We start from the raw sequence: 18,496 nt of genomic DNA on the forward strand, positions 1-18,496 counted from the left end.
TTTATTTCGTTCTCTCGAATCAGGGAAAGCTGCTGGCATCCGCGCCAGCAGCGTAAGGTTCTGAGCCCAGGCTCAGGCGTCTTCTTTCTCGGAAATGTACGGATCGGGATAACCAAGAGCAAGCATTATCTCGGTCTCCAGCGCCTCCATCTCCTCTGCTTCGTCATCTTCAATATGATCGTAACCCAGCAGGTGTAGCGTGCCATGTACCACCATGTGCGCCCAGTGCGCCTCCACGGTTTTACCTTGCTCTGCTGCTTCCTGCTCAACCACCTGACGACAAATAATCAAATCGCCCAGCAGCGGCAGTTCAATGCCCGGCGGCGCTTCAAACGGAAACGACAGCACGTTAGTGGGCTTATCTTTACCGCGATACGTCAGGTTCAGTTCATGGCTCTCTGCTTCGTCGACCAGGCGGATGGTGACTTCGCTTTCCGGCTGAAATGGCGTAACTGCCGCTTCCAGCCAGCGCTGGAATGCGGCCTCTTCCGGCAGGCCGTGCGCATCAGCACAGGCCTGCTGCAAATCCAGAATGATGCCACTCATGATGGCTCCTGCGCAGCCGGGGCAGCAGCCGTCTGGGCAGCCTGCGCTTCACGCTTGCGCTCTTCCGCCAGCTTATCGCGGCGTTTCTGATCGGCCTCTTCCCAGGCTTCATACGCATTAACGATGCGTGCCACAACCGGGTGACGTACAACGTCTTCGCTATGGAAGAAGTTGAAACTGATTTCATCAACCTCCGACAGCACTTCAATCGCGTGCCGCAGGCCGGATTTGGTGCTGCGCGGCAGGTCAATCTGCGTCACGTCACCGGTAATGACCGCTTTGGAGTTAAAGCCGATACGCGTCAGAAACATTTTCATCTGCTCGATGGTGGTGTTCTGGCTCTCATCCAGAATCACAAAAGCATCGTTCAGCGTACGGCCGCGCATATATGCCAGCGGTGCCACCTCAATGACGTTGCGCTCCATCAGCTTCTCAACGCGCTCAAAGCCCAGCATCTCAAACAGCGCGTCGTACAGCGGGCGCAGGTAAGGATCCACTTTCTGGCTGAGATCGCCGGGCAGGAAGCCCAGTTTCTCACCGGCTTCTACTGCCGGGCGCGTCAGCAGGATACGTCGGATCTCCTGGCGCTCCAGCGCATCAACCGCTGCGGCCACCGCCAGATAAGTTTTACCGGTACCGGCCGGGCCGATGCCAAAGGTAATGTCATGATCGAGAATATTGGCGATGTACTGTGCCTGGTTCGGCGTACGTGGTTTGATCACGCCACGTTTGGTCTTGATGTTTACCGCTTTGCCGTATTCCGGCACGCTGTCGGCTGTCTGCTCCAGCACGCGGCTCTCTTTGATGGCCAGATGAATCTGATCCGGCTCAATATCCGGAATATTTCCGCGCACAGGCGCGGTGTCGACATAGAGATCGCGCAGAATGCTGGCCGCAGCCTCTACGCTCTGCACACGACCTACCAGCTTAAACAGGTTGTCACGGCGATTAATTTCAATGCCCAGGCGGCGTTCCAGCTGCTTCACATTGTCATCAAACGGACCGCACAGGCTCATCAGGCGGCGGTTGTCCGCCGGTTCAAGGGCGATTTCACGAGTTTCGATATTCAAATGAATCCTTTGGGTCACACAGGGCCAGTTGAAAAATATGTCAGATGCAGCATGAACGCGTGCATCATTACGGAATTATTTATGGGGCAACGCCCGGGCGCAAGCTTATGAAGTGATATTTGGGCGGCAGTTGCAGAAAGCAAGCGCTGCGGGGTGAAACAGGCGACAGCGCATTGTGCGCTGTCGCTCAGCAATCGGGGCATCAAGGCTGGTACATACCAACGCCGATTTCATCCTCTTTGCGCGTCCGCGCAATCACAGAGGCCGGACTTTGCGCCACGCGCAGGCCCATTTCCGCTTCGGTACGCACTACAACACCGCGCAGCGAATTGGTATAAACATCCACGATTTCCACATCGACGAATTTACCGATCATGTCCGCCGTGCCTTCGAAGTTAACCACGCGGTTATTTTCAGTACGCCCGGTCAGTTCCATGATGTTCTTACGCGAAGTGCCCTCGACCAGAATGCGCTGCACTGTACCCAGCATACGGCGGCTCCACGCCATCGCCTGCTGGTTGATGCGATCCTGCAGGATATACAGGCGCTGCTTTTTCTCCTCTTCCGGTACGTCATCCGGCAGATCGGCCGCCGGCGTGCCCGGACGGGCAGAGTAGATAAAGCTGAAGCTGGTATCGAAGTTAACTTCACCAATCAGCTTCATGGTCTGCTCGAAATCCTGCTGGGTTTCGCCCGGGAAGCCAATGATGAAGTCCGAGCTGATCTGAATATTCGGACGTGCGGCCAGCAGCTTACGGATAATCGCTTTGTATTCCAGCGCGGTATGCGCGCGCTTCATCAGTGTCAGGATACGATCGGCGCCGCTCTGCACCGGCAGATGCAGGAAGCTCACCAGCTCCGGCGTATCGCGATACACATCAATGATGTCATCCGTGAACTCAATCGGGTGGCTGGTGGTAAAGCGAATGCGGTCAATGCCGTCAATGGCCGCGACCAGGCGCAGCAGCTCAGCAAAGGTGCAAATCTGATCGTCAAAGGTCGCACCGCGATAGGCGTTCACGTTCTGGCCAAGCAGGTTGACCTCGCGTACGCCCTGCGCGGCGAGCTGGGCAATTTCCAGCAGAATATCATCGCACGGGCGGCTCACTTCCTCACCGCGGGTGTAAGGCACCACGCAGAAGGTGCAGTATTTGTTGCAGCCTTCCATGATGGAGACGAACGCCGTCGGGCCTTCCGCGCGTGGTTCAGGCAGGCGATCAAACTTCTCAATCTCCGGGAAGCTGACATCCACCACCGGGCTTTTACTGCCGCGTACAGTGTTGATCATCTCCGGCAGGCGATGCAGGGTTTGCGGGCCAAACACGATGTCGACACACTGCGCGCGCTGACGGATTTTGTCGCCTTCCTGCGAGGCCACACAACCGCCAACACCAATAATCAGATCCGGGTTTTTTGCCTTCAGCTTTTTCCAGCGACCCAGCAAATGGAACACCTTCTCCTGCGCTTTTTCACGAATAGAGCAGGTATTCAGCAGCAGAACGTCTGCCTCTTCGGCTTCCTCCGTCAGGGTATAGCCGTGCGTGCTGTTCAGGAGGTCAGCCATCTTTGATGAATCATATTCATTCATCTGACAGCCCCAGGTTTTAATATGCAGTTTTTTGGTCATTGAACTAGCCATTGATTCTGAGCAGAGAAGTGCAGGGCGCGTATTGTAATGCTTTGACGCGGATGTGACCAGCGTACCCGTCATACTTCGCACATCCCGGATGCTGACTGCCGGGTGCAGGCGCCTCATCCTGCAGCGGCCGCTCTGTTCGGCAGTGGCAGTCTGAATAGCCGGGCTTTTCTGTCTGCTGGCGGAATTTCCGGTACACTTTGCGGATAAGCGTGAAGCCCGCCGGTGAGGTGGCAAACAGAAGGATAAGAGTCGATGCAGGATACCGATTTTGATGTGGTGATTTCAGGCGGTGGCATGGTAGGTGCAGCGCTGGCCTGTGGACTGGCGCAGCAGCAGTTTCGCGTGGCGGTCATTGAGCGGGCGGAACCGGCAGCATTTGATGCCAGTCAGTCTCCCGATATACGTATCTCTGCGATCGGGGCATCTTCGGTCGCGCTGCTGAAGCAGCTTGAGGTCTGGCCGCGTGTGATGGCGATGCGCTGTGCACCGTACCGCAAGCTGGAAACCTGGGAGTGGGAGAGCGCACACGTCAGCTTTGATGCGGCATCGCTTGGCTTACCGGAACTGGGGTATATGGTAGAGAACAGCGTGCTGCAACGCGCGCTGTGGGAGAAGATGCAGGCGGATGGCGTTACGCTGCTGTGCCCGGCCAGCCTGCAGGCGCTGCAATCACAGCAGGACGGCTGGCGTATCACACTGGACACCGGCACTACGCTTACTGCCCGCTTAGTGGTCGGCGCGGATGGCGCCAGCTCACGCGTGCGCCAGCTGGCAGGCATCGGCGTACGCGGCTGGCACTATGCGCAGTCCTGTATGCTTATCAGCGTGGAGCGGGAGCAGGACGCAGGCGATACCACCTGGCAACAGTTTACTCCGGCCGGCCCGCGCGCCTTTCTGCCGCTGTTTGACCGCCACGCTTCGCTGGTGTGGTACGACGCACCCGCGCGGATTCGCCAACTGCAAAATCTGCCGCACAGCCAACTGGAAAAAGCGATTCAGGAGACGTTTCCGGCGCGCGTCGGGCACGTTCAGGTGAAGGCCGCTGCCTCGTTTCCGCTGGTACGGCGTCATGCGACCCGCTACGTACTGCCTGGACTGGCGCTGGTGGGCGATGCCGCACATACCATCAATCCGCTGGCCGGGCAGGGCGTAAATCTGGGCTATCGTGACGTGGATGCGCTCATTGATACGCTGGTGGAAGCCCGTAGCCAGGCCAGTCTGTGGTCATCCCTGCCGGTGCTGCAGCGCTATCATCGTCAGCGTTACAAAGATAACCTGCTGATGCAGGGCGGTATGGATCTGTTCTACTTTGCCTTCAGCAATACGCTGCCACCGCTGCGTATTGCCCGCAACCTGGGGCTGATGGCGGCGGAAAATGCCGGTGTACTGAAGCGTAAAGCGCTGCGTTACGCGCTCGGCCTGTAAGCCTGATCGGCCCCGGCAAACCCCTTCGCGACCGTTCCACGTTGCGGCCGCGAAGGGGGGCCGGATTTTCCAGACGACAAAAACAACAAAGCCCGCAAAAGCGGGCCTGTTGTGCAATTTGGCTGGGGTGCAGGGATTCGAACCCCGGAATGCCGGAATCAGAATCCGGTGCCTTACCGCTTGGCGACACCCCAATAGGTGTTTGGTCAAATTGTCTTTGTATGGCTGGGGTGCAGGGATTCGAACCCCGGAATGGTGGAATCAGAATCCACTGCCTTACCGCTTGGCGACACCCCAATTGTTTGGTGGCTACGACGGGAATCGAACCTGTGACCCCATCATTATGAGTGATGTGCTCTAACCGACTGAGCTACGTAGCCAGATTGTACTGCTTTACTGCTGCGCCCGATGATGGCTGGGATACCTGGATTCGAACCAGGGAATGCCGGTATCAAAAACCGGTGCCTTACCGCTTGGCGATATCCCATCTGTCGACTCGTATCCACGAGAGTTCATCGGATTGGCTGGGGTACCTGGATTCGAACCAGGGAATGCCGGTATCAAAAACCGGTGCCTTACCGCTTGGCGATACCCCATCCGGCTGCCGAAGACTGAAATGGTGCGGGAGGCGAGACTTGAACTCGCACACCTTGCGGCGCCAGAACCTAAATCTGGTGCGTCTACCAATTTCGCCACTCCCGCAAAAAAGATGGTGGCTACGACGGGAATCGAACCTGTGACCCCATCATTATGAGTGATGTGCTCTAACCAACTGAGCTACGTAGCCATCTTTTTTCGCGTTACCTTCATCGGCGTTGCGGGGCGCATTATGCGTATTGAGCTTAAGAGCGTCAACACATTTTTTGCCGTTTTTTGCCTTCGCGCGCCTGTTTGTCTGGCTTATAACCAGGCTGATGATTTATTCGGCAATTTCCGCCGCTATCTGCGACGTTAGCCTGAGATCGGGGCCGGTTCTGGCCCCTTATTACCTGAAAGAAAATGCTTATTTGTACGCGGACTGATGCACGCCCACAGCACGGCCGGAAGGATCGTCCATGGATTTGAACGCCTCATCCCATTCGATCGCTTTTGCCGAAGAGCAGGCAACAGACGGACCGCCTGGCACGCATTCGGCTGCGCTTGGCAGCGGGAACAGCTCTTCAAAGATCTCGCGGTACAGGTACGCCTCTTTTGATGTCGGTGTATTGTGCGGGAAGCGGAAATGTGCGGTTGCCAGCTGCTGATCGCTAATTTGTTTTGCCGCGACCTCTTTCAGCGTGTCGATCCAGCTATAGCCTACTCCATCAGAGAACTGCTCTTTCTGACGCCATGCCACGCTCTCCGGCAGGTAAGAGGAGAAGCATTCACGCAGAATGTGTTTCTCCATTTTGCCGTTGCTGCCACACATTTTATCTGCCGGGTTGAGGCGCATAGCCACATCAAGGAACTTTTTGTCCAGGAACGGCACGCGTGCTTCCACGCCCCAGGCCGACATCGCTTTGTTGGCGCGTGCGCAGTCGAACATATGCAGCGCCAGCAGCTTACGCACGTTTTCTTCGTGGAACTCCTGCGCGTTCGGCGCTTTATGGAAGTAGAGATAGCCGCCGAACACTTCATCTGCGCCTTCACCCGACAGCACCATTTTGATGCCCATTGCTTTGATCTTGCGCGACATCAGGTACATCGGCGTGGAGGCGCGAATCGTCGTCACGTCATAGGTTTCGATGTGGTAAATCACATCGCGAATCGCATCCAGCCCTTCCTGTACGGTGAAGTGGATTTCGTGATGCACGGTGCCGAGGTGATCGGCCACCGCTTTCGCCGCTTTCAGATCCGGCGAGCCTTCAAGGCCCACGGCAAAGGAGTGCAGTTGCGGCCACCAGGCATCGCTCTGATCGGCATCTTCTACCCGCTTCGCAGCAAAGCGCTTGGTCACGGCAGAGATGATAGAGGAGTCAAGACCGCCAGAGAGCAGCACGCCATAGGGCACGTCAGACATCAGATGGCTCTTCACGGACTCTTCCAGCGCATGCTTCAGGCCTGCGGCATCGGTGGTGTTGCGGGCAACTGCCGCAAAATCCATCCAGTCACGCTGCCAGTAGCGACGGATCTCACCGTCCGTGCTGGAGAGGAAGCTTCCCGGCGGGAATTCTTTAATGGTGCGGCATACCGGCACCAGCGCTTTCATCTCCGACGCCACGAACAGGTTGCCATGCTCGTCGTTACCCATATAAAGCGGAATAATGCCGATGTGGTCGCGGCCAATCAGGTATTGCTGCTTCACGCTGTCCCACAGGATAAAGGCAAACATGCCCTGCAGGTCATCAAGGAAATCCAGCCCCTTTTCCTGATACAGCGCCAGAATGACTTCACAGTCGGAACCGGTCTGAAACGCATAGCGGTCGCTCAGCTCCGCGCGCAGCGCCTGGTGGTTGTAAATTTCGCCATTCACAGCCAGTACGTGGGTGTGATCTGCGTTGTACAGCGGCTGGGCGCCGTTGTTGACATCAACGATGGAGAGACGTTCATGCACCAGAATGGCATGCTCATCAGCATAGACACCCGACCAGTCCGGGCCGCGGTGACGCATCAGGCGGGAACACTCCAGCGCTTTTTTGCGCAGCTCAACAGGATCGGTTTTCAGATCCAGCACACCAAAAATCGAACACATAACTGACTCCTGATCTCGCCGTGCGGCGATGTAATTTCTGCGTTTGTCCGGCAGCCTGCGCTGCGTGATGTATAAGAAAATGCGCTAACAGGCAGGGGAAGCGCAAGCAAAATCGCGCATTACTGATAAAAAGAGTGTTGTCATGGTATTAAAATTGAATTTCATTCAATAAATTCGCCTTAATATTAGATGGTATCTAATTAACTGGCGTGTAAGATTATTTTGCAGGCAATTATCAGGCAGGGAAAGCAGCGGCACAGCGCAGAAAAATAAAAGCCCTGCTGGCGTGATGCGGCAGCAGGGCTCTGAGTCGCGCAGAGAAAAAGGAACTCAGAACAGATCGATATCAGCGACAGAAGGGTAAATCCAGTCCGGGCGGAAGGGCATAGCGTCAATGTCGCTCAGCGTAGAGACGCCGGACAGCACCAGAATGGTTTCCAGACCGGCCTGGAAGCCTGCAAGGATATCCGTGCGCAGATTGTCCCCGACAATCACCGTGTCTTCGGAGTGGGCATGCATTTTGTTAAGGGCGGCGCGCATAATGTACGGGCTGGGTTTGCCCACATAAAACGGTTTACGACCGGAGATGGTTTCAATGCCCGCACACAGGGCACCGCAGGCGGGCACAAAGCCGCGGGCGTGGGTATCCGGATTGGTGGCGATAAAGCGCGCGCCGTTGGCCACGAAGAAGGCCGCCTTATGCATCATGTCCCAGTTAAACGAGCGGGTTTCACCGACAATCACAAAATCCGGATTGACATCGGTAATGGTAAAGCCGGCTTTGTAGAGTTCGTGGATGAGGGCACCTTCACCAATCACATAGGCTTTCTTCCCTTCCTGACGGCGCAAAAAATCCGCGGTGGCCATCGCGGAGGTATAAAACACCGAATCCGGTATCTCCACGCCCGCGTTCGCGAAACGGTTTGCCAGATCCTGCGCCGTCTGCGAGGGATAGTTGGTCAGCACTACCAGCGGCATCTCTTTTTCCAGGATGCGCTGCAGAAATTCGTTAGCGCCTTTTACGGCGGTATTGTCGTGCATCAGCACGCCGTCAATGTCACAGATTACGCTTTTAATGGTCATAGAGAATATCCGGTCGGGCCTGCAGGGCAGGCTTATCATTATTCTTCCAGCAAATGCTGAAGCAGGATGCCATTGAGCATAGCGCGTTTAGCCAGTGCGAAGGCGCCAATGGCTGAGCGATGATCCAGTTCTGACCGCACCACCGGCAGATTTTTACGGAACGCATTCAGCGCCTGCGTATTAATGCAGCCCTCAATGGCCGGGAACAGAATCTTATCCGCTTCGGTGATTTCGCCGGCCAGCACCACTTTCTGCGGGTTGAACAGATTGATAGCAATCGCGATGGCTTTGCCGAGATAACGCCCGACATACTCAATCACCTCACAGGCCAGTGCATCGCCCTGGTTTGCCGCGCGGCAGATTTGCGGCATCAGGCAATCATCCAGCGTCAGGCTGCTGGGGTAGCCCTGATTCAGCAGATGGCGGACGCGGTTTTCAATCGCGCCATTGGCAGCAATGGTTTCCAGGCAGCCAAAATTACCGCAGTGGCAGCGCTCCCCGAGCGGATCGACCTGGATATGGCCGATTTCACCAACGTTGCCGTTACTGCCGAGGAAAATATGGCCATTGGCGATGATGCCCGCGCCGGTTCCACGGTGTAAGCGCACCAGAATGGAGTCTGCACAGTCGCGGCTTGCCCCGAAATAGTGCTCCGCCAGCGCCAGGCTGCGAATATCGTGTCCGACAAAACTGGTGACGTTAAAACGTTTTTGCAGGCTGGCCACCAGCGGCCAGTGACTGACCGCGATATGCGGCATATAGCGAATAATGCCGTTAATCGGATCCACCAGGCCTGGCAGTATCACCGCGATGGCAATCAGCTCGTGAATTTTGCGCTGCTGGGCGGTCATAAAGGTGGCGATGGCCGTAAAGAGCGCATTTTCCAGCGTCTCCTGAGTGCGCTCCGGCAGCGGGAAATCCGCCTGCGCCAGCGACCTGCCACTCAGATCAAACAGGGTCAGGGTGGCGTCGTTGCGTCCGAGGCGCACGCCGATGGTATGGAAATGGCGGGTTTCGGTGATGATGGAAATTGCGCGGCGCCCGCCGGTGGACGCCTGCTGCTCCACCTCTTTGATCAGGCCGCGCTCAATAAGCTGGCGGGTAATTTTCGTGACGCTGGCGGGCGCAAGCTGGCTGAGTTCGGCGATCTGAATGCGCGAAATCGGCCCCTGTTGATCTATCAGCCGGTAAACGGCTGCGCTGTTGAGTTGTTTGACAAGATCGACATTTCCTATTTGAGTCTGGCCGCCAGTGGTCATTCAGTACTTACTCGCTGAGGACGTTCTCTCCGTTGACGAACGTCTTAGTGATTTGATAATCGCGGGTAAACACAGTCAGGTTAGCGACTTTTCCTGCAGTCACCGAACCAAACTGCTTGTCCACCCCCATTGCCCTTGCCGGGTAGAGCGTTGCCATGCGCAAGGCTTCATCCAAGGCGATACCACAGTGTTCAACGCTGTTCTGCACCGCTTCAATCATGGTCAGCGCAGATCCGCTCAGGGTACCGTTTTCGTCAACGCAAAGGCCATCGCGATAGTATATTGTTTTACCTGCAAAAATGAATTGATCAATCGAAGCACCTGCCGGCGCGGTGGCATCGGTCACCAGCACCAGTTTGTCTCCTTTAATCCGTTTCGCATTGCGCACGTTAGCGTAATTGACATGTAAACCGTCCGCAATGATGCCGCAGTATACATCAGGCGAATCAAACAGCGCACCGATCAGGCCCGGCTCGCGCCCGCTGAACGCCGCCATGGCGTTGTAAAGGTGGGTGGCGAACGACACGCCAGCACGTATGCCTGCTTTGGCCTCGTTAAAGGTGGCGTTGGAGTGGCCGGCAGACACGATGATACCGGCGTCACACAGTTGACGGATCACGTCACCACCCGCTTGTTCCGGGGCCAGTGTCACTTTGGTAATCACATCCGCATTGTCACAGAGGAAGTTCACCAGCGCCGGATCGGGCAGACGAATCAGCTCGGGATTGTGCGTGCCTTTTTTCGCTTTATTCAGCCATGGGCCTTCCAGATGCAGGCCCAGCGCCTGATGCTGATGTTTCGCCAGATAGGCGCGCATGGTCTCGACGGCACGCTTCATCAGCGCGTCAGAACTGGTGATCAGCGTCGGCAGAAAGCTGGTACAGCCCGATTTCACGTTGGCGCGCTGCATGGTTTCCAGCGTTTCAATACTCAGCGCAGCGAGATCATCATTGAACTGCACACCGCCGCAGCCATTCAGCTGCAGGTCAATAAAACCGGGAGCAATGAAGGCACCTGCCATGTCCTGCTGCGGGATTGCGCTCTCCAGTGCCTCACGCGGACAGACACGCGCAATCACCCCTCCGTCAATCACGACAACATGATTATCCAGAACTTCGTCACCGGTAAAAATCCGGCCGTTAACTAATGCATACATCGTTTTTTCTCCCGGCTGAATCCGCTGCCCGCAGGCAGCCGATTTTTACAACGTGCTCTTACACACCCTTCATATTTTCCGCTTCCATTTCGCGGAAATATTTCACGGTTTTCACTTTCAGTTCCATGGTGGCGGGCTCATCGCACACCACCACGGCTTTTGGATGCAGCTGCAGACAGCTGATAGTCCACATGTGGTTAACGTTGCCCTCTACCGCCGCCTGCAACGCCTGTGCTTTAACATGACCGGTAACCAGAATCATCACCTCTTCAGCGTCCAGCAGCGTGCCCACGCCCACTGTCAGCGCATATTTCGGCACCTGATTTACATCACCGTCAAAGAAACGCGAGTTCGCTACGCGGGTATCGTGCGTCAGGGTTTTAATGCGGGTGCGGGAAGAGAGGGAAGAAGCCGGTTCGTTGAACGCGATGTGCCCGTCGTTGCCCACGCCGCCCATAAACAGGTGAATTTTACCCAGCGCGCGAATCTTCTCTTCGTACTGGCGACATTCTGCGTCAATATCTTCGGCATTGCCATTCAGAAGATTGATATTTTCTGGTTGAATATCAACGTGATCGAAAAAGTTGCGATACATAAAACTGTGATAGCTTTCCGGATGCTCTTTTGGCAGGCCCACATATTCGTCCATATTGAAGGTCACCACATGCCGGAAACTGACCTGGCCCGCTTTGTGCATCTCAATCAGGTGCTTGTAAGCTTCCAGTGGCGTACCGCCGGTAGGCAGACCCAGTACAAAAGGACGATCGGGGCCGGGGTTGAAGGCGTTAATGCGGTTAACAATATGGCGTGCAGCCCATTTACCCACCTGAGAAGGTGTGGCCAAAGGGATCAGTCTCATGTCTTCACCTCAGTTAAGATTGGAGTAGGGGTCATGATTTCCGCTGCAGCGGTTGCCTGTAAGGGTAACCGGTTTATGCCAGCACGGGCAGGGAAAAGCATGGCCTGATATTTTTTATCATAAAATAAGTTTGTGGTGGTGACCAGCATTTCGCGGTCATAAACGTCCATTTTGGTGATTAGAGTCACAGTTTTTATGGTTTTAATTTGCGAGGCGAATTAATTTATCTTTACACTGCGCCTCGTGGTGAATGCGTCAAAACGGTACCGGATGTCGGGATAATAAAACCAACCTGCATCACGGCAAAAACGCCAGTCTCATAGGGGGAGAATAAGGTGAGTATTTTAGGATATCTGCAAAAGGTTGGCCGCGCGCTTATGGTGCCGGTGGCAACCCTGCCGGCAGCGGCAATCCTGATGGGGGTAGGTTACTGGATCGATCCTGACAGCTGGGGCGCGGGTAATGCGCTGGCGGCGCTCTTGATCAAATCCGGCTCCGCCATCATCGATCACATGGCTGTGCTGTTCGCCATTGGTGTGGCTTATGGTATGTCCAAAGACAAAGACGGTGCGGCGGCGCTGACCGGCTTTGTTGGTTTCCTTGTCGTTACCACGCTTTGCTCGCCGGCTGCGGTTGCCATGATTCAGAAAATCCCGGTAGAGCAGGTGCCGGCGGCGTTTGGCAAGATCGAAAACCAGTTTGTCGGCATTATGGTTGGGATCCTGTCTGCTGAAATGTATAACCGTTTCAGCCACGTAGAACTGCCTAAAGCACTCTCCTTCTTCAGCGGACGTCGCCTGGTACCCATCCTTGTTTCCTTCCTGATGATCGTGGTGGCGTTCATTCTGATGTACGTCTGGCCGGTGATTTTCGGCGGTCTGGTCAGCTTCGGTGAACATATCCAGAAACTGGGCTCGGTGGGTGCAGGCATCTACGCCTTCTTTAACCGATTGCTGATTCCGGTGGGTCTGCACCACGCGCTGAACTCCGTTTTCTGGTTTGATGTCGCGGGTATCAACGATATTCCGAAATTCCTCGGTGGCGCGCAGTCTATTGCCAACGGCTCCGGCATTCCGGGCATCACCGGTCGTTATCAGGCAGGTTTCTTCCCGATCATGATGTTTGGCCTGCCGGGGGCGGCGCTGGCGATTTACCACTGCGCCCGTCCGGAGAACCGCGTAAAAGTGGGCAGTATTATGCTGGCCGCGGCCTTCGCGGCCTTCTTTACCGGTATTACCGAGCCGCTGGAATTCTCCTTTATGTTTGTGGCACCGGTACTGTATGTGATTCACGCGGTACTGACCGGTATTTCCGTGTTTATTGCCGCCAGCATGCAGTGGATCGCCGGGTTTGGCTTTAGCGCCGGTCTGGTGGACATGGTGCTGTCGTCGCGCAACCCGCTCGCCGTGCACTGGTGGATGCTGATTCCGCAGGGGCTGGTCTTCTTTGTGCTCTACTATGTGGTATTCCGCTTCACCATCCGTAAATTTAACCTGCTGACCCCGGGCCGTGAACTGGCTGCGGGCGATGAAACGGACGGTTATGACGTTAATGTTGATCACAGTGACAACGGCGAAAGCCAGACCGAATCGCTGGCGCGTCGCTACATTGGCGCGGTGGGCGGCTCCGAAAACCTGACGGCCATTGATGCCTGCATCACCCGTCTGCGTCTGAACGTGAAAGACTCTGCACAGGTGAATGAGGGAGTGGCGAAGCGCCTGGGAGCGTCGGGCGTCATTCGTCTGAACAAGCAGAGCGTACAGATTATTGTTGGTACCCAGGCGGAGAGCATTGCTTCAGCGATGAAAGCCGTTCTGACAAAAGGACCGGTCGCAGCGGCGGCATCGGCGGCAGCCGCACCGGTCCCGGCGGCAACGGCGCAGCCTCAGGCGGTGATGAACAGCGGGACTCAGGTGGTGGCAACGTTGCTGGCCCCGGTTTCCGGTGAGGTGGTTGCGCTGGAAAACGTGCCGGATGAAGCCTTTGCCAGCAAAGCGGTGGGGGAAGGTTTAGCCATTAAACCGACCGGCAGCACCGTGGTTGCGCCGGCTGCGGGCACGGTGGTGAAGATCTTCAGCACCAACCATGCGTTCTGCCTGGAAACGGAAAACGGCGTCGAGATCGTGGTGCACATGGGCCTTGATACGGTGGCGCTGGAAGGTAAAGGCTTTACGCGCCTGATTGAAGAGGGCGCGACCGTGACGGCCGGACAACCGGTGCTGGAGATGGATCTGGCGTTTCTCAACGCCAGCGCACGCTCGATGATCAGCCCGGTCGTCGTTAGCAACAGCGACGATTTCGCCGGCCTTACTCTGCTGGCAGGCGGTTCCGTCGTGGCAGGCGTCACACCGCTGTATGAAGTGAAAAACTAACGCTGACTGACGCAGCGAAAAGGCAGGAAGCGATTCCTGCCTTTTTTGTTTTAAACCGCCAACAAACGGTTGTTTCCCTTCGGCGCTTTGTGGATCATACTCCGTTACTTCGTGGTATTTATCACCCGCTATTGTTTTGAGGATTTTGAGATGAGTGAGGCTGAAGCCCGCCCAACGAACTTTATTCGTCAGATCATCGACGAAGATTTGGCGAGCGGTAAGCACAGTACTGTGCATACCCGTTTCCCGCCTGAGCCCAATGGTTATCTGCATATTGGCCATGCGAAATCAATCTGCCTGAACTTCGGCATCGCACAGGATTATCAGGGCGAGTGCAACCTGCGTTTCGACGACACCAACCCGGTCAAAGAAGACATGGAGTTTGTTGAGTCGATCAAGAAGGATGTGCAATGGCTGGGCTTTGAGTGGAGCGGCAACATTCGTTACTCCTCAGACTACTTCGACCAACTGTTCAACTATGCGGTGGAGCTGATCAACAAAGGGCTGGCGTACGTTGATGAACTCTCGCCTGAGCAGATTCGCGAATATCGCGGCACCCTGACGGCGCCGGGCAAAAACAGCCCCTACCGCGACCGCAGCGTGGAAGAGAACCTGGCGCTGTTCCAGAAGATGCGCGATGGCGGCTTCGAAGAGGGCAAGGCCTGTCTGCGCGCGAAGATCGATATGGCGTCAAGCTTTATCGTTATGCGTGACCCGGTGCTGTACCGCATTAAATTTGCCGAGCATCATCAGACCGGCAACAAATGGTGCATCTATCCGATGTATGACTTCACGCACTGCATTTCCGATGCGATTGAAGGCATTACCCATTCACTGTGTACGCTGGAGTTCCAGGACAACCGTCGCCTGTACGACTGGGTGCTGGACAACATTTCCATTCCGGTGCATCCGCGTCAGTACGAGTTCTCGCGCCTGAATCTGGAATATGCCGTGATGTCGAAGCGCAAGCTGACGCAGCTGGTCAGTGAAAAAATCGTGGAAGGCTGGGATGATCCGCGCATGCTGACGGTTTCCGGCCTGCGTCGTCGCGGCTACACGGCAGCCTCCATCCGTGAATTCTGCCGCCGTATCGGCGTGACCAAACAGGACAACATCGTGGAGATGGCGTCACTCGAATCCTGTATTCGTGACGATCTCAACGAGAATGCGCCGCGTGCCATGGCGGTGCTGGATCCGCTGAAAGTGGTGATTGAAAACCTGCCGGCAGGGCATGAAAAGATCATCACAATGCCTAACCATCCGAACAAACCGGAGATGGGCTCGCGCGACGTACCCTTCAGCCGTGAACTCTGGATCGATCGCGCAGATTTCCGCGAAGAGGCTAACAAGCAGTACAAACGCCTGGTGCTGGGCAAAGAAGTGCGCCTGCGCAACGCGTATGTCATTCGCGCTGAACGCATTGCAAAAGATGAAGCGGGTAACATCACCTGCATCTATGCCACCTGCGATGTGGAGACCCTGAGCAAAGATCCGGCTGATGGCCGTAAAGTGAAAGGCGTGATCCACTGGGTGTCCGCCATTCATGCGCTGCCGGCAGAGTTCCGTCTTTACGATCGGCTGTTCAGCGTCCCGAATCCGGGGGCGGCAGAGGACTTCCTCACCACCATTAACCCGAATTCGCTGGAGATCAAACAGGGCTTTGTGGAACCCGGCCTGCGTGAAGCCGCGGCGACCGCGCCGTACCAGTTTGAACGTGAAGGCTACTTCTGTGCCGACAGCGTCTATTCGCAGCCTTCTGCGCTGGTATTTAACCGTACCGTGGGTTTACGTGACACCTGGGCAAAAACTGGCGAGTAAGCGGCCGGTTGCGTCACACGATATGATCATGTCAGGGCGAGCAATCGCCCTTTTTTATTATCCCGGATTCTCCTGGGCCAATGCTTTATGCTGTACAACCCCAAATTGCCCCGCCAGCCCGGTGTTACGACTTTTCTGACTTTAATAATTTTAAACCATTTACCCGTGTGAAAAGTTTTTTTTCAGGTAGGCTATGCGCTCTCGGACGACGCTCTGCGGGTAATTACAGGAAAAAAAATGACAAGTCTCGCTCAGGAAGCCAAACACAGCGTGGTGGTTTTACATCAGCTTATCGAACGTATTTTTAATCAGGCGCAAGGCAGTGATGACAGCATGGAACTGCTGCTGTCGCATTTTCATCCTGAATTCAAAATGGTCACGCCGCAGGGTAAACAACTCGATCTGAATGATACCGAAGTGCTGTTCCGTCAACTGCACGGTCAGCGCGAAGGGATGCGCATCGCCACCAGCGAGCACGCGATCATCTCCGAACAGCGCGAAGAGGTGACCATTCAGTATCGTGAACTGCAGATGATGAATGGCAATAATCAGAGCCGCATCTCGCTGGCCGTGCTGGATTGCAGCACGGCAATTCCCCGCTGGCGCTATCTGCAGGAAACGCTGATCGCCTGATCACAGCCATAAAAAAACCGGTGAAAGCACCGGTTTTTTTATACTGCATAGCACATTTCTTATTTGTCGTGGAGCGTGTCGTCTTCGCGGCAGTCTCCCAGCGCACAGTGACCATAAAGGTACAGGCTGTGGTTGCTGAGCTTAATCCCGTGGCGGGTAGCGATCTCACGCTGACGCGTTTCGATGGATTCATCGCTGAACTCGATCACTTTGCCGCAGTCCAGGCAGATCAGGTGATCGTGGTGGTGCTGCTGAGTCAGTTCAAAAACGGATTTACCGCCTTCGAAGTTGTGACGGGTCACGATACCCGCGTCGTCAAACTGGTTGAGTACGCGATAAACCGTCGCCAGACCAATCTCTTCGCCCATGTCGATCAGGCGCTTGTACAAATCTTCCGCACTGACATGATGGGACTCTGGTCCAGGTCCCTGAAGCACTTCCAGAATCTTCAGTCTGGGCAGCGTGACTTTCAGGCCAGCCTTCTTCAATGCGGAGTTGTTGTCAGTCATGCGGATAGTGTCCTGTTACTTTGCTGGTTACTTACGGCGCAAAGGCCTTGAATGTGTGATCAGCGCATTCTCATTTGCGTCTCATTATAGGACTCAGGCAGTGAAATGAAAACTGACCGAAGCAGGCAATCCCTCAGGGTTTCAGGTGAGGGTATCACTGACGTCAGTGGGATCGTGACGATCGGCGTTTCATTTCACTCAGCCTCAATCAGATGACAGAGGAATAAGCGGATGACCGTTGCGGGTATTCTACAGAATTGCGGGTAAAAGTTAAAAAACCGTAGCTATTATTTTTATAGGAAATTCCATTGTCCCAATGTGAGCCAGCGCCCACATCGGGAGGCAGGGATCATCAGGCTTCAATGATCTCTTTCAGCTGCAGCTCGTCGAAAATCTGCTTCACCCATTTATCGACGCGCGCGTTGGTCAGCTCAGGCTGACGATCTTCGTCGATCGCCAGACCCAGGAAGTGGTTATCATCGGCCAGGCCTTTGGAAGCCTCAAAATGATAGCCTTCAGTCGGCCAGTGCCCCACAATCACCGCACCGTTCGGCTCGATGATGTCACGGATGGTGCCCATCGCGTCACAGAAATATTCGGCGTAGTCTTCCTGATCGCCACAGCCAAACAGCGCCACCAGCTTACCGTTGAAATCGATCTCTTCCAGCGTCGGGAAGAAATCATCCCAGTCGCACTGCGCTTCGCCGTAATACCAGGTTGGAATACCCAGCAGCAGAATATCGAATGCCTCGAGATCTTCTTTGGTGCTCTTGGCAATGTCATGCACTTCGGCGACATCTTTACCCAGTTGTTTCTGGATCATTTTTGCAATGTTTTCAGTGTTGCCGGTATCGCTGCCGAAGAAAATGCCTACGATTGCCATGGGTTAAGTAACCTCTTAAATCCTGATTGTGAAAGTAAGTCAGTAAACTGCACAGTTATGCGAATGATAGCAGACCGGTGAAAAGCGCGGAACGTATAAAGCGCTGGCGGTGTGTTCCTGCGTGCGGTCTGCGCGCGTCACGACAGTTTGAGCTGGGCCAGCAGCATTTGTTCAATCAATTCGCTGCGGCTGATGTTCTGCTGTTCCGCCAGACTGTTGAGCGCGTCCACCGCTTCGCCGGACATTTTCAGCTCGACGCGACGAAGCCCGCGCACTTTATCGCGTTTCAGCTGGTTGCGCTTATTGATGCGCAGCTGTTCGTCACGTGACAGCGGACTGGTTTTCGGGCGACCAGGACGCCGCTCGTCGGCGAAGAGATCGAGCGTGGTACGGTCTGTCTGTTCTTTTGCCATGATTTGTGAAACTGCGTGGGCGCGAACGGCGCAAAGGCGCTGCGCGATTAATTCATTATTGGCCTGACCGCGGCGAAAAAAGCAGCCGCGGCAAAATTTTAGCGCGACATCATACTCCAGCGCCCCGCGTGACGCCAACCCTAAACCGCCTGCGACAAGC

15 protein-coding genes and 7 tRNA genes are annotated in these 18,496 nt (G+C 55.4%); 4 read left to right on the forward strand and 18 right to left on the reverse strand.

Going from position 1 to position 18,496, the window contains the following annotated elements:
- Positions 1–72: 72 nt before the first annotated feature.
- The 3 genes from ybeY to miaB all read right to left on the reverse strand — a co-directional run bounded on the left by ybeY (position 73) and on the right by miaB (position 3,243).
- The gene (ybeY, locus tag D8B20_RS05115) at positions 73–546 is read right to left on the reverse strand and encodes an rRNA maturation RNase YbeY (protein WP_145887741.1); all 474 of its coding nucleotides are present in this window, start codon (positions 544–546) and stop codon (positions 73–75) included.
- Positions 543–1,616, reverse strand: coding sequence for a PhoH family protein (locus D8B20_RS05120; RefSeq protein ID WP_145887743.1), 1,074 nt, complete (start codon positions 1,614–1,616; stop codon positions 543–545). Before D8B20_RS05120 ends, ybeY begins: the two co-directional genes overlap by 4 nt.
- Before the next feature lie 202 nt (positions 1,617–1,818).
- Complete coding sequence (miaB, locus tag D8B20_RS05125) at positions 1,819–3,243, reverse strand: tRNA (N6-isopentenyl adenosine(37)-C2)-methylthiotransferase MiaB (RefSeq protein WP_145887745.1); 1,425 nt, start codon at positions 3,241–3,243, stop codon at positions 1,819–1,821.
- Between the two features lie 264 nt (positions 3,244–3,507).
- Between miaB and ubiF the strand changes: the two genes are divergently transcribed.
- On the forward strand, positions 3,508–4,680 hold the full coding sequence (gene ubiF, locus D8B20_RS05130; protein ID WP_145887747.1) for a 3-demethoxyubiquinol 3-hydroxylase: 1,173 nt from the start codon (positions 3,508–3,510) through the stop codon (positions 4,678–4,680).
- 119 nt (positions 4,681–4,799) lie between these two features.
- Here ubiF and D8B20_RS05135 read toward each other — a convergent pair.
- From D8B20_RS05135 to nagB, 12 genes are all read right to left on the reverse strand, one after another.
- A tRNA-Gln gene (locus D8B20_RS05135) sits at positions 4,800–4,874 on the reverse strand.
- Positions 4,875–4,902: 28 nt separating this feature from the next.
- A tRNA-Gln gene (locus D8B20_RS05140) sits at positions 4,903–4,977 on the reverse strand.
- Between the two features lie 6 nt (positions 4,978–4,983).
- Positions 4,984–5,060: transfer RNA gene (locus D8B20_RS05145), tRNA-Met, on the reverse strand.
- Positions 5,061–5,092: 32 nt separating this feature from the next.
- Positions 5,093–5,167: transfer RNA gene (locus D8B20_RS05150), tRNA-Gln, on the reverse strand.
- 34 nt (positions 5,168–5,201) lie between these two features.
- A tRNA-Gln gene (locus D8B20_RS05155) sits at positions 5,202–5,276 on the reverse strand.
- A 21-nt stretch (positions 5,277–5,297) separates the two neighbouring features.
- A tRNA-Leu gene (locus D8B20_RS05160) sits at positions 5,298–5,382 on the reverse strand.
- A gap of 8 nt (positions 5,383–5,390) precedes the next feature.
- Positions 5,391–5,467, reverse strand: a tRNA-Met gene (locus D8B20_RS05165).
- A 216-nt stretch (positions 5,468–5,683) separates the two neighbouring features.
- Entirely contained in the window at positions 5,684–7,351 is a 1,668-nt protein-coding gene (asnB, locus tag D8B20_RS05170; protein WP_145887749.1) for an asparagine synthase B, read from the reverse strand.
- A gap of 330 nt (positions 7,352–7,681) precedes the next feature.
- The gene (locus D8B20_RS05175) at positions 7,682–8,434 is read right to left on the reverse strand and encodes an HAD-IIA family hydrolase (RefSeq protein ID WP_145887750.1); all 753 of its coding nucleotides are present in this window, start codon (positions 8,432–8,434) and stop codon (positions 7,682–7,684) included.
- A 38-nt stretch (positions 8,435–8,472) separates the two neighbouring features.
- Positions 8,473–9,693: a DNA-binding transcriptional regulator NagC gene (nagC, locus tag D8B20_RS05180; RefSeq protein WP_145887751.1), complete on the reverse strand. Its 1,221-nt coding sequence runs from the start codon at positions 9,691–9,693 to the stop codon at positions 8,473–8,475.
- 7 nt (positions 9,694–9,700) lie between these two features.
- Positions 9,701–10,849, reverse strand: coding sequence for an N-acetylglucosamine-6-phosphate deacetylase (gene nagA / locus D8B20_RS05185; protein ID WP_145887753.1), 1,149 nt, complete (start codon positions 10,847–10,849; stop codon positions 9,701–9,703).
- A gap of 58 nt (positions 10,850–10,907) precedes the next feature.
- On the reverse strand, positions 10,908–11,708 hold the full coding sequence (gene nagB, locus D8B20_RS05190; protein ID WP_145887755.1) for a glucosamine-6-phosphate deaminase: 801 nt from the start codon (positions 11,706–11,708) through the stop codon (positions 10,908–10,910).
- Positions 11,709–12,049: 341 nt separating this feature from the next.
- On the opposite strand from nagB, the gene nagE reads away from it, so the two are divergent.
- The 3 genes from nagE (at position 12,050) to D8B20_RS05205 (ending at position 16,531) form a co-directional block, all read left to right on the forward strand.
- Positions 12,050–14,080 (forward strand): N-acetylglucosamine-specific PTS transporter subunit IIBC, encoded by a 2,031-nt coding sequence (gene nagE / locus D8B20_RS05195; RefSeq protein ID WP_145890410.1) that lies wholly within the window; start codon positions 12,050–12,052, stop codon positions 14,078–14,080.
- 150 nt (positions 14,081–14,230) lie between these two features.
- Positions 14,231–15,898, forward strand: a complete 1,668-nt coding sequence (gene glnS, locus D8B20_RS05200) for a glutamine--tRNA ligase (RefSeq protein ID WP_145887757.1) — start codon at positions 14,231–14,233, stop codon at positions 15,896–15,898.
- Between the two features lie 237 nt (positions 15,899–16,135).
- Positions 16,136–16,531: a hypothetical protein gene (locus tag D8B20_RS05205; protein ID WP_145887760.1), complete on the forward strand. Its 396-nt coding sequence runs from the start codon at positions 16,136–16,138 to the stop codon at positions 16,529–16,531.
- 59 nt (positions 16,532–16,590) lie between these two features.
- Here D8B20_RS05205 and fur read toward each other — a convergent pair whose 3' ends face one another.
- The 3 genes from fur to ybfE all read right to left on the reverse strand — a co-directional run bounded on the left by fur (position 16,591) and on the right by ybfE (position 18,336).
- Positions 16,591–17,040: a ferric iron uptake transcriptional regulator gene (gene fur / locus D8B20_RS05210; protein ID WP_007890672.1), complete on the reverse strand. Its 450-nt coding sequence runs from the start codon at positions 17,038–17,040 to the stop codon at positions 16,591–16,593.
- Between the two features lie 352 nt (positions 17,041–17,392).
- The gene (fldA, locus tag D8B20_RS05215) at positions 17,393–17,923 is read right to left on the reverse strand and encodes a flavodoxin FldA (protein WP_145887762.1); all 531 of its coding nucleotides are present in this window, start codon (positions 17,921–17,923) and stop codon (positions 17,393–17,395) included.
- A gap of 137 nt (positions 17,924–18,060) precedes the next feature.
- On the reverse strand, positions 18,061–18,336 hold the full coding sequence (ybfE, locus tag D8B20_RS05220) for a LexA regulated protein (protein ID WP_145887764.1): 276 nt from the start codon (positions 18,334–18,336) through the stop codon (positions 18,061–18,063).
- Between the last annotated feature and the right edge of the window lie 160 nt (positions 18,337–18,496).

The organism is Candidatus Pantoea soli, assembly GCF_007833795.1.
GTDB lineage: Bacteria > Pseudomonadota > Gammaproteobacteria > Enterobacterales > Enterobacteriaceae > Pantoea > Pantoea soli.

What these genes read in the sequence shown, in the direction of transcription:
- ybeY (WP_145887741.1), bottom strand. Translation starts at nt 546, where the DNA reads ATGAGTGGCATCATTCTGGATTTGCAGCAGGCCTGTGCTGATGCGCAC.
- D8B20_RS05205 (WP_145887760.1), top strand. Translation starts at nt 16,136, where the DNA reads ATGACAAGTCTCGCTCAGGAAGCCAAACACAGCGTGGTGGTTTTACAT.
- miaB (WP_145887745.1), bottom strand. Translation starts at nt 3,243, where the DNA reads ATGACCAAAAAACTGCATATTAAAACCTGGGGCTGTCAGATGAATGAA.
- nagC (WP_145887751.1), bottom strand. Translation starts at nt 9,693, where the DNA reads ATGACCACTGGCGGCCAGACTCAAATAGGAAATGTCGATCTTGTCAAA.
- ubiF (WP_145887747.1), top strand. Translation starts at nt 3,508, where the DNA reads ATGCAGGATACCGATTTTGATGTGGTGATTTCAGGCGGTGGCATGGTA.
- nagB (WP_145887755.1), bottom strand. Translation starts at nt 11,708, where the DNA reads ATGAGACTGATCCCTTTGGCCACACCTTCTCAGGTGGGTAAATGGGCT.
- asnB (WP_145887749.1), bottom strand. Translation starts at nt 7,351, where the DNA reads ATGTGTTCGATTTTTGGTGTGCTGGATCTGAAAACCGATCCTGTTGAG.
- ybfE (WP_145887764.1), bottom strand. Translation starts at nt 18,336, where the DNA reads ATGGCAAAAGAACAGACAGACCGTACCACGCTCGATCTCTTCGCCGAC.
- D8B20_RS05175 (WP_145887750.1), bottom strand. Translation starts at nt 8,434, where the DNA reads ATGACCATTAAAAGCGTAATCTGTGACATTGACGGCGTGCTGATGCAC.
- glnS (WP_145887757.1), top strand. Translation starts at nt 14,231, where the DNA reads ATGAGTGAGGCTGAAGCCCGCCCAACGAACTTTATTCGTCAGATCATC.
- fldA (WP_145887762.1), bottom strand. Translation starts at nt 17,923, where the DNA reads ATGGCAATCGTAGGCATTTTCTTCGGCAGCGATACCGGCAACACTGAA.
- fur (WP_007890672.1), bottom strand. Translation starts at nt 17,040, where the DNA reads ATGACTGACAACAACTCCGCATTGAAGAAGGCTGGCCTGAAAGTCACG.
- nagA (WP_145887753.1), bottom strand. Translation starts at nt 10,849, where the DNA reads ATGTATGCATTAGTTAACGGCCGGATTTTTACCGGTGACGAAGTTCTG.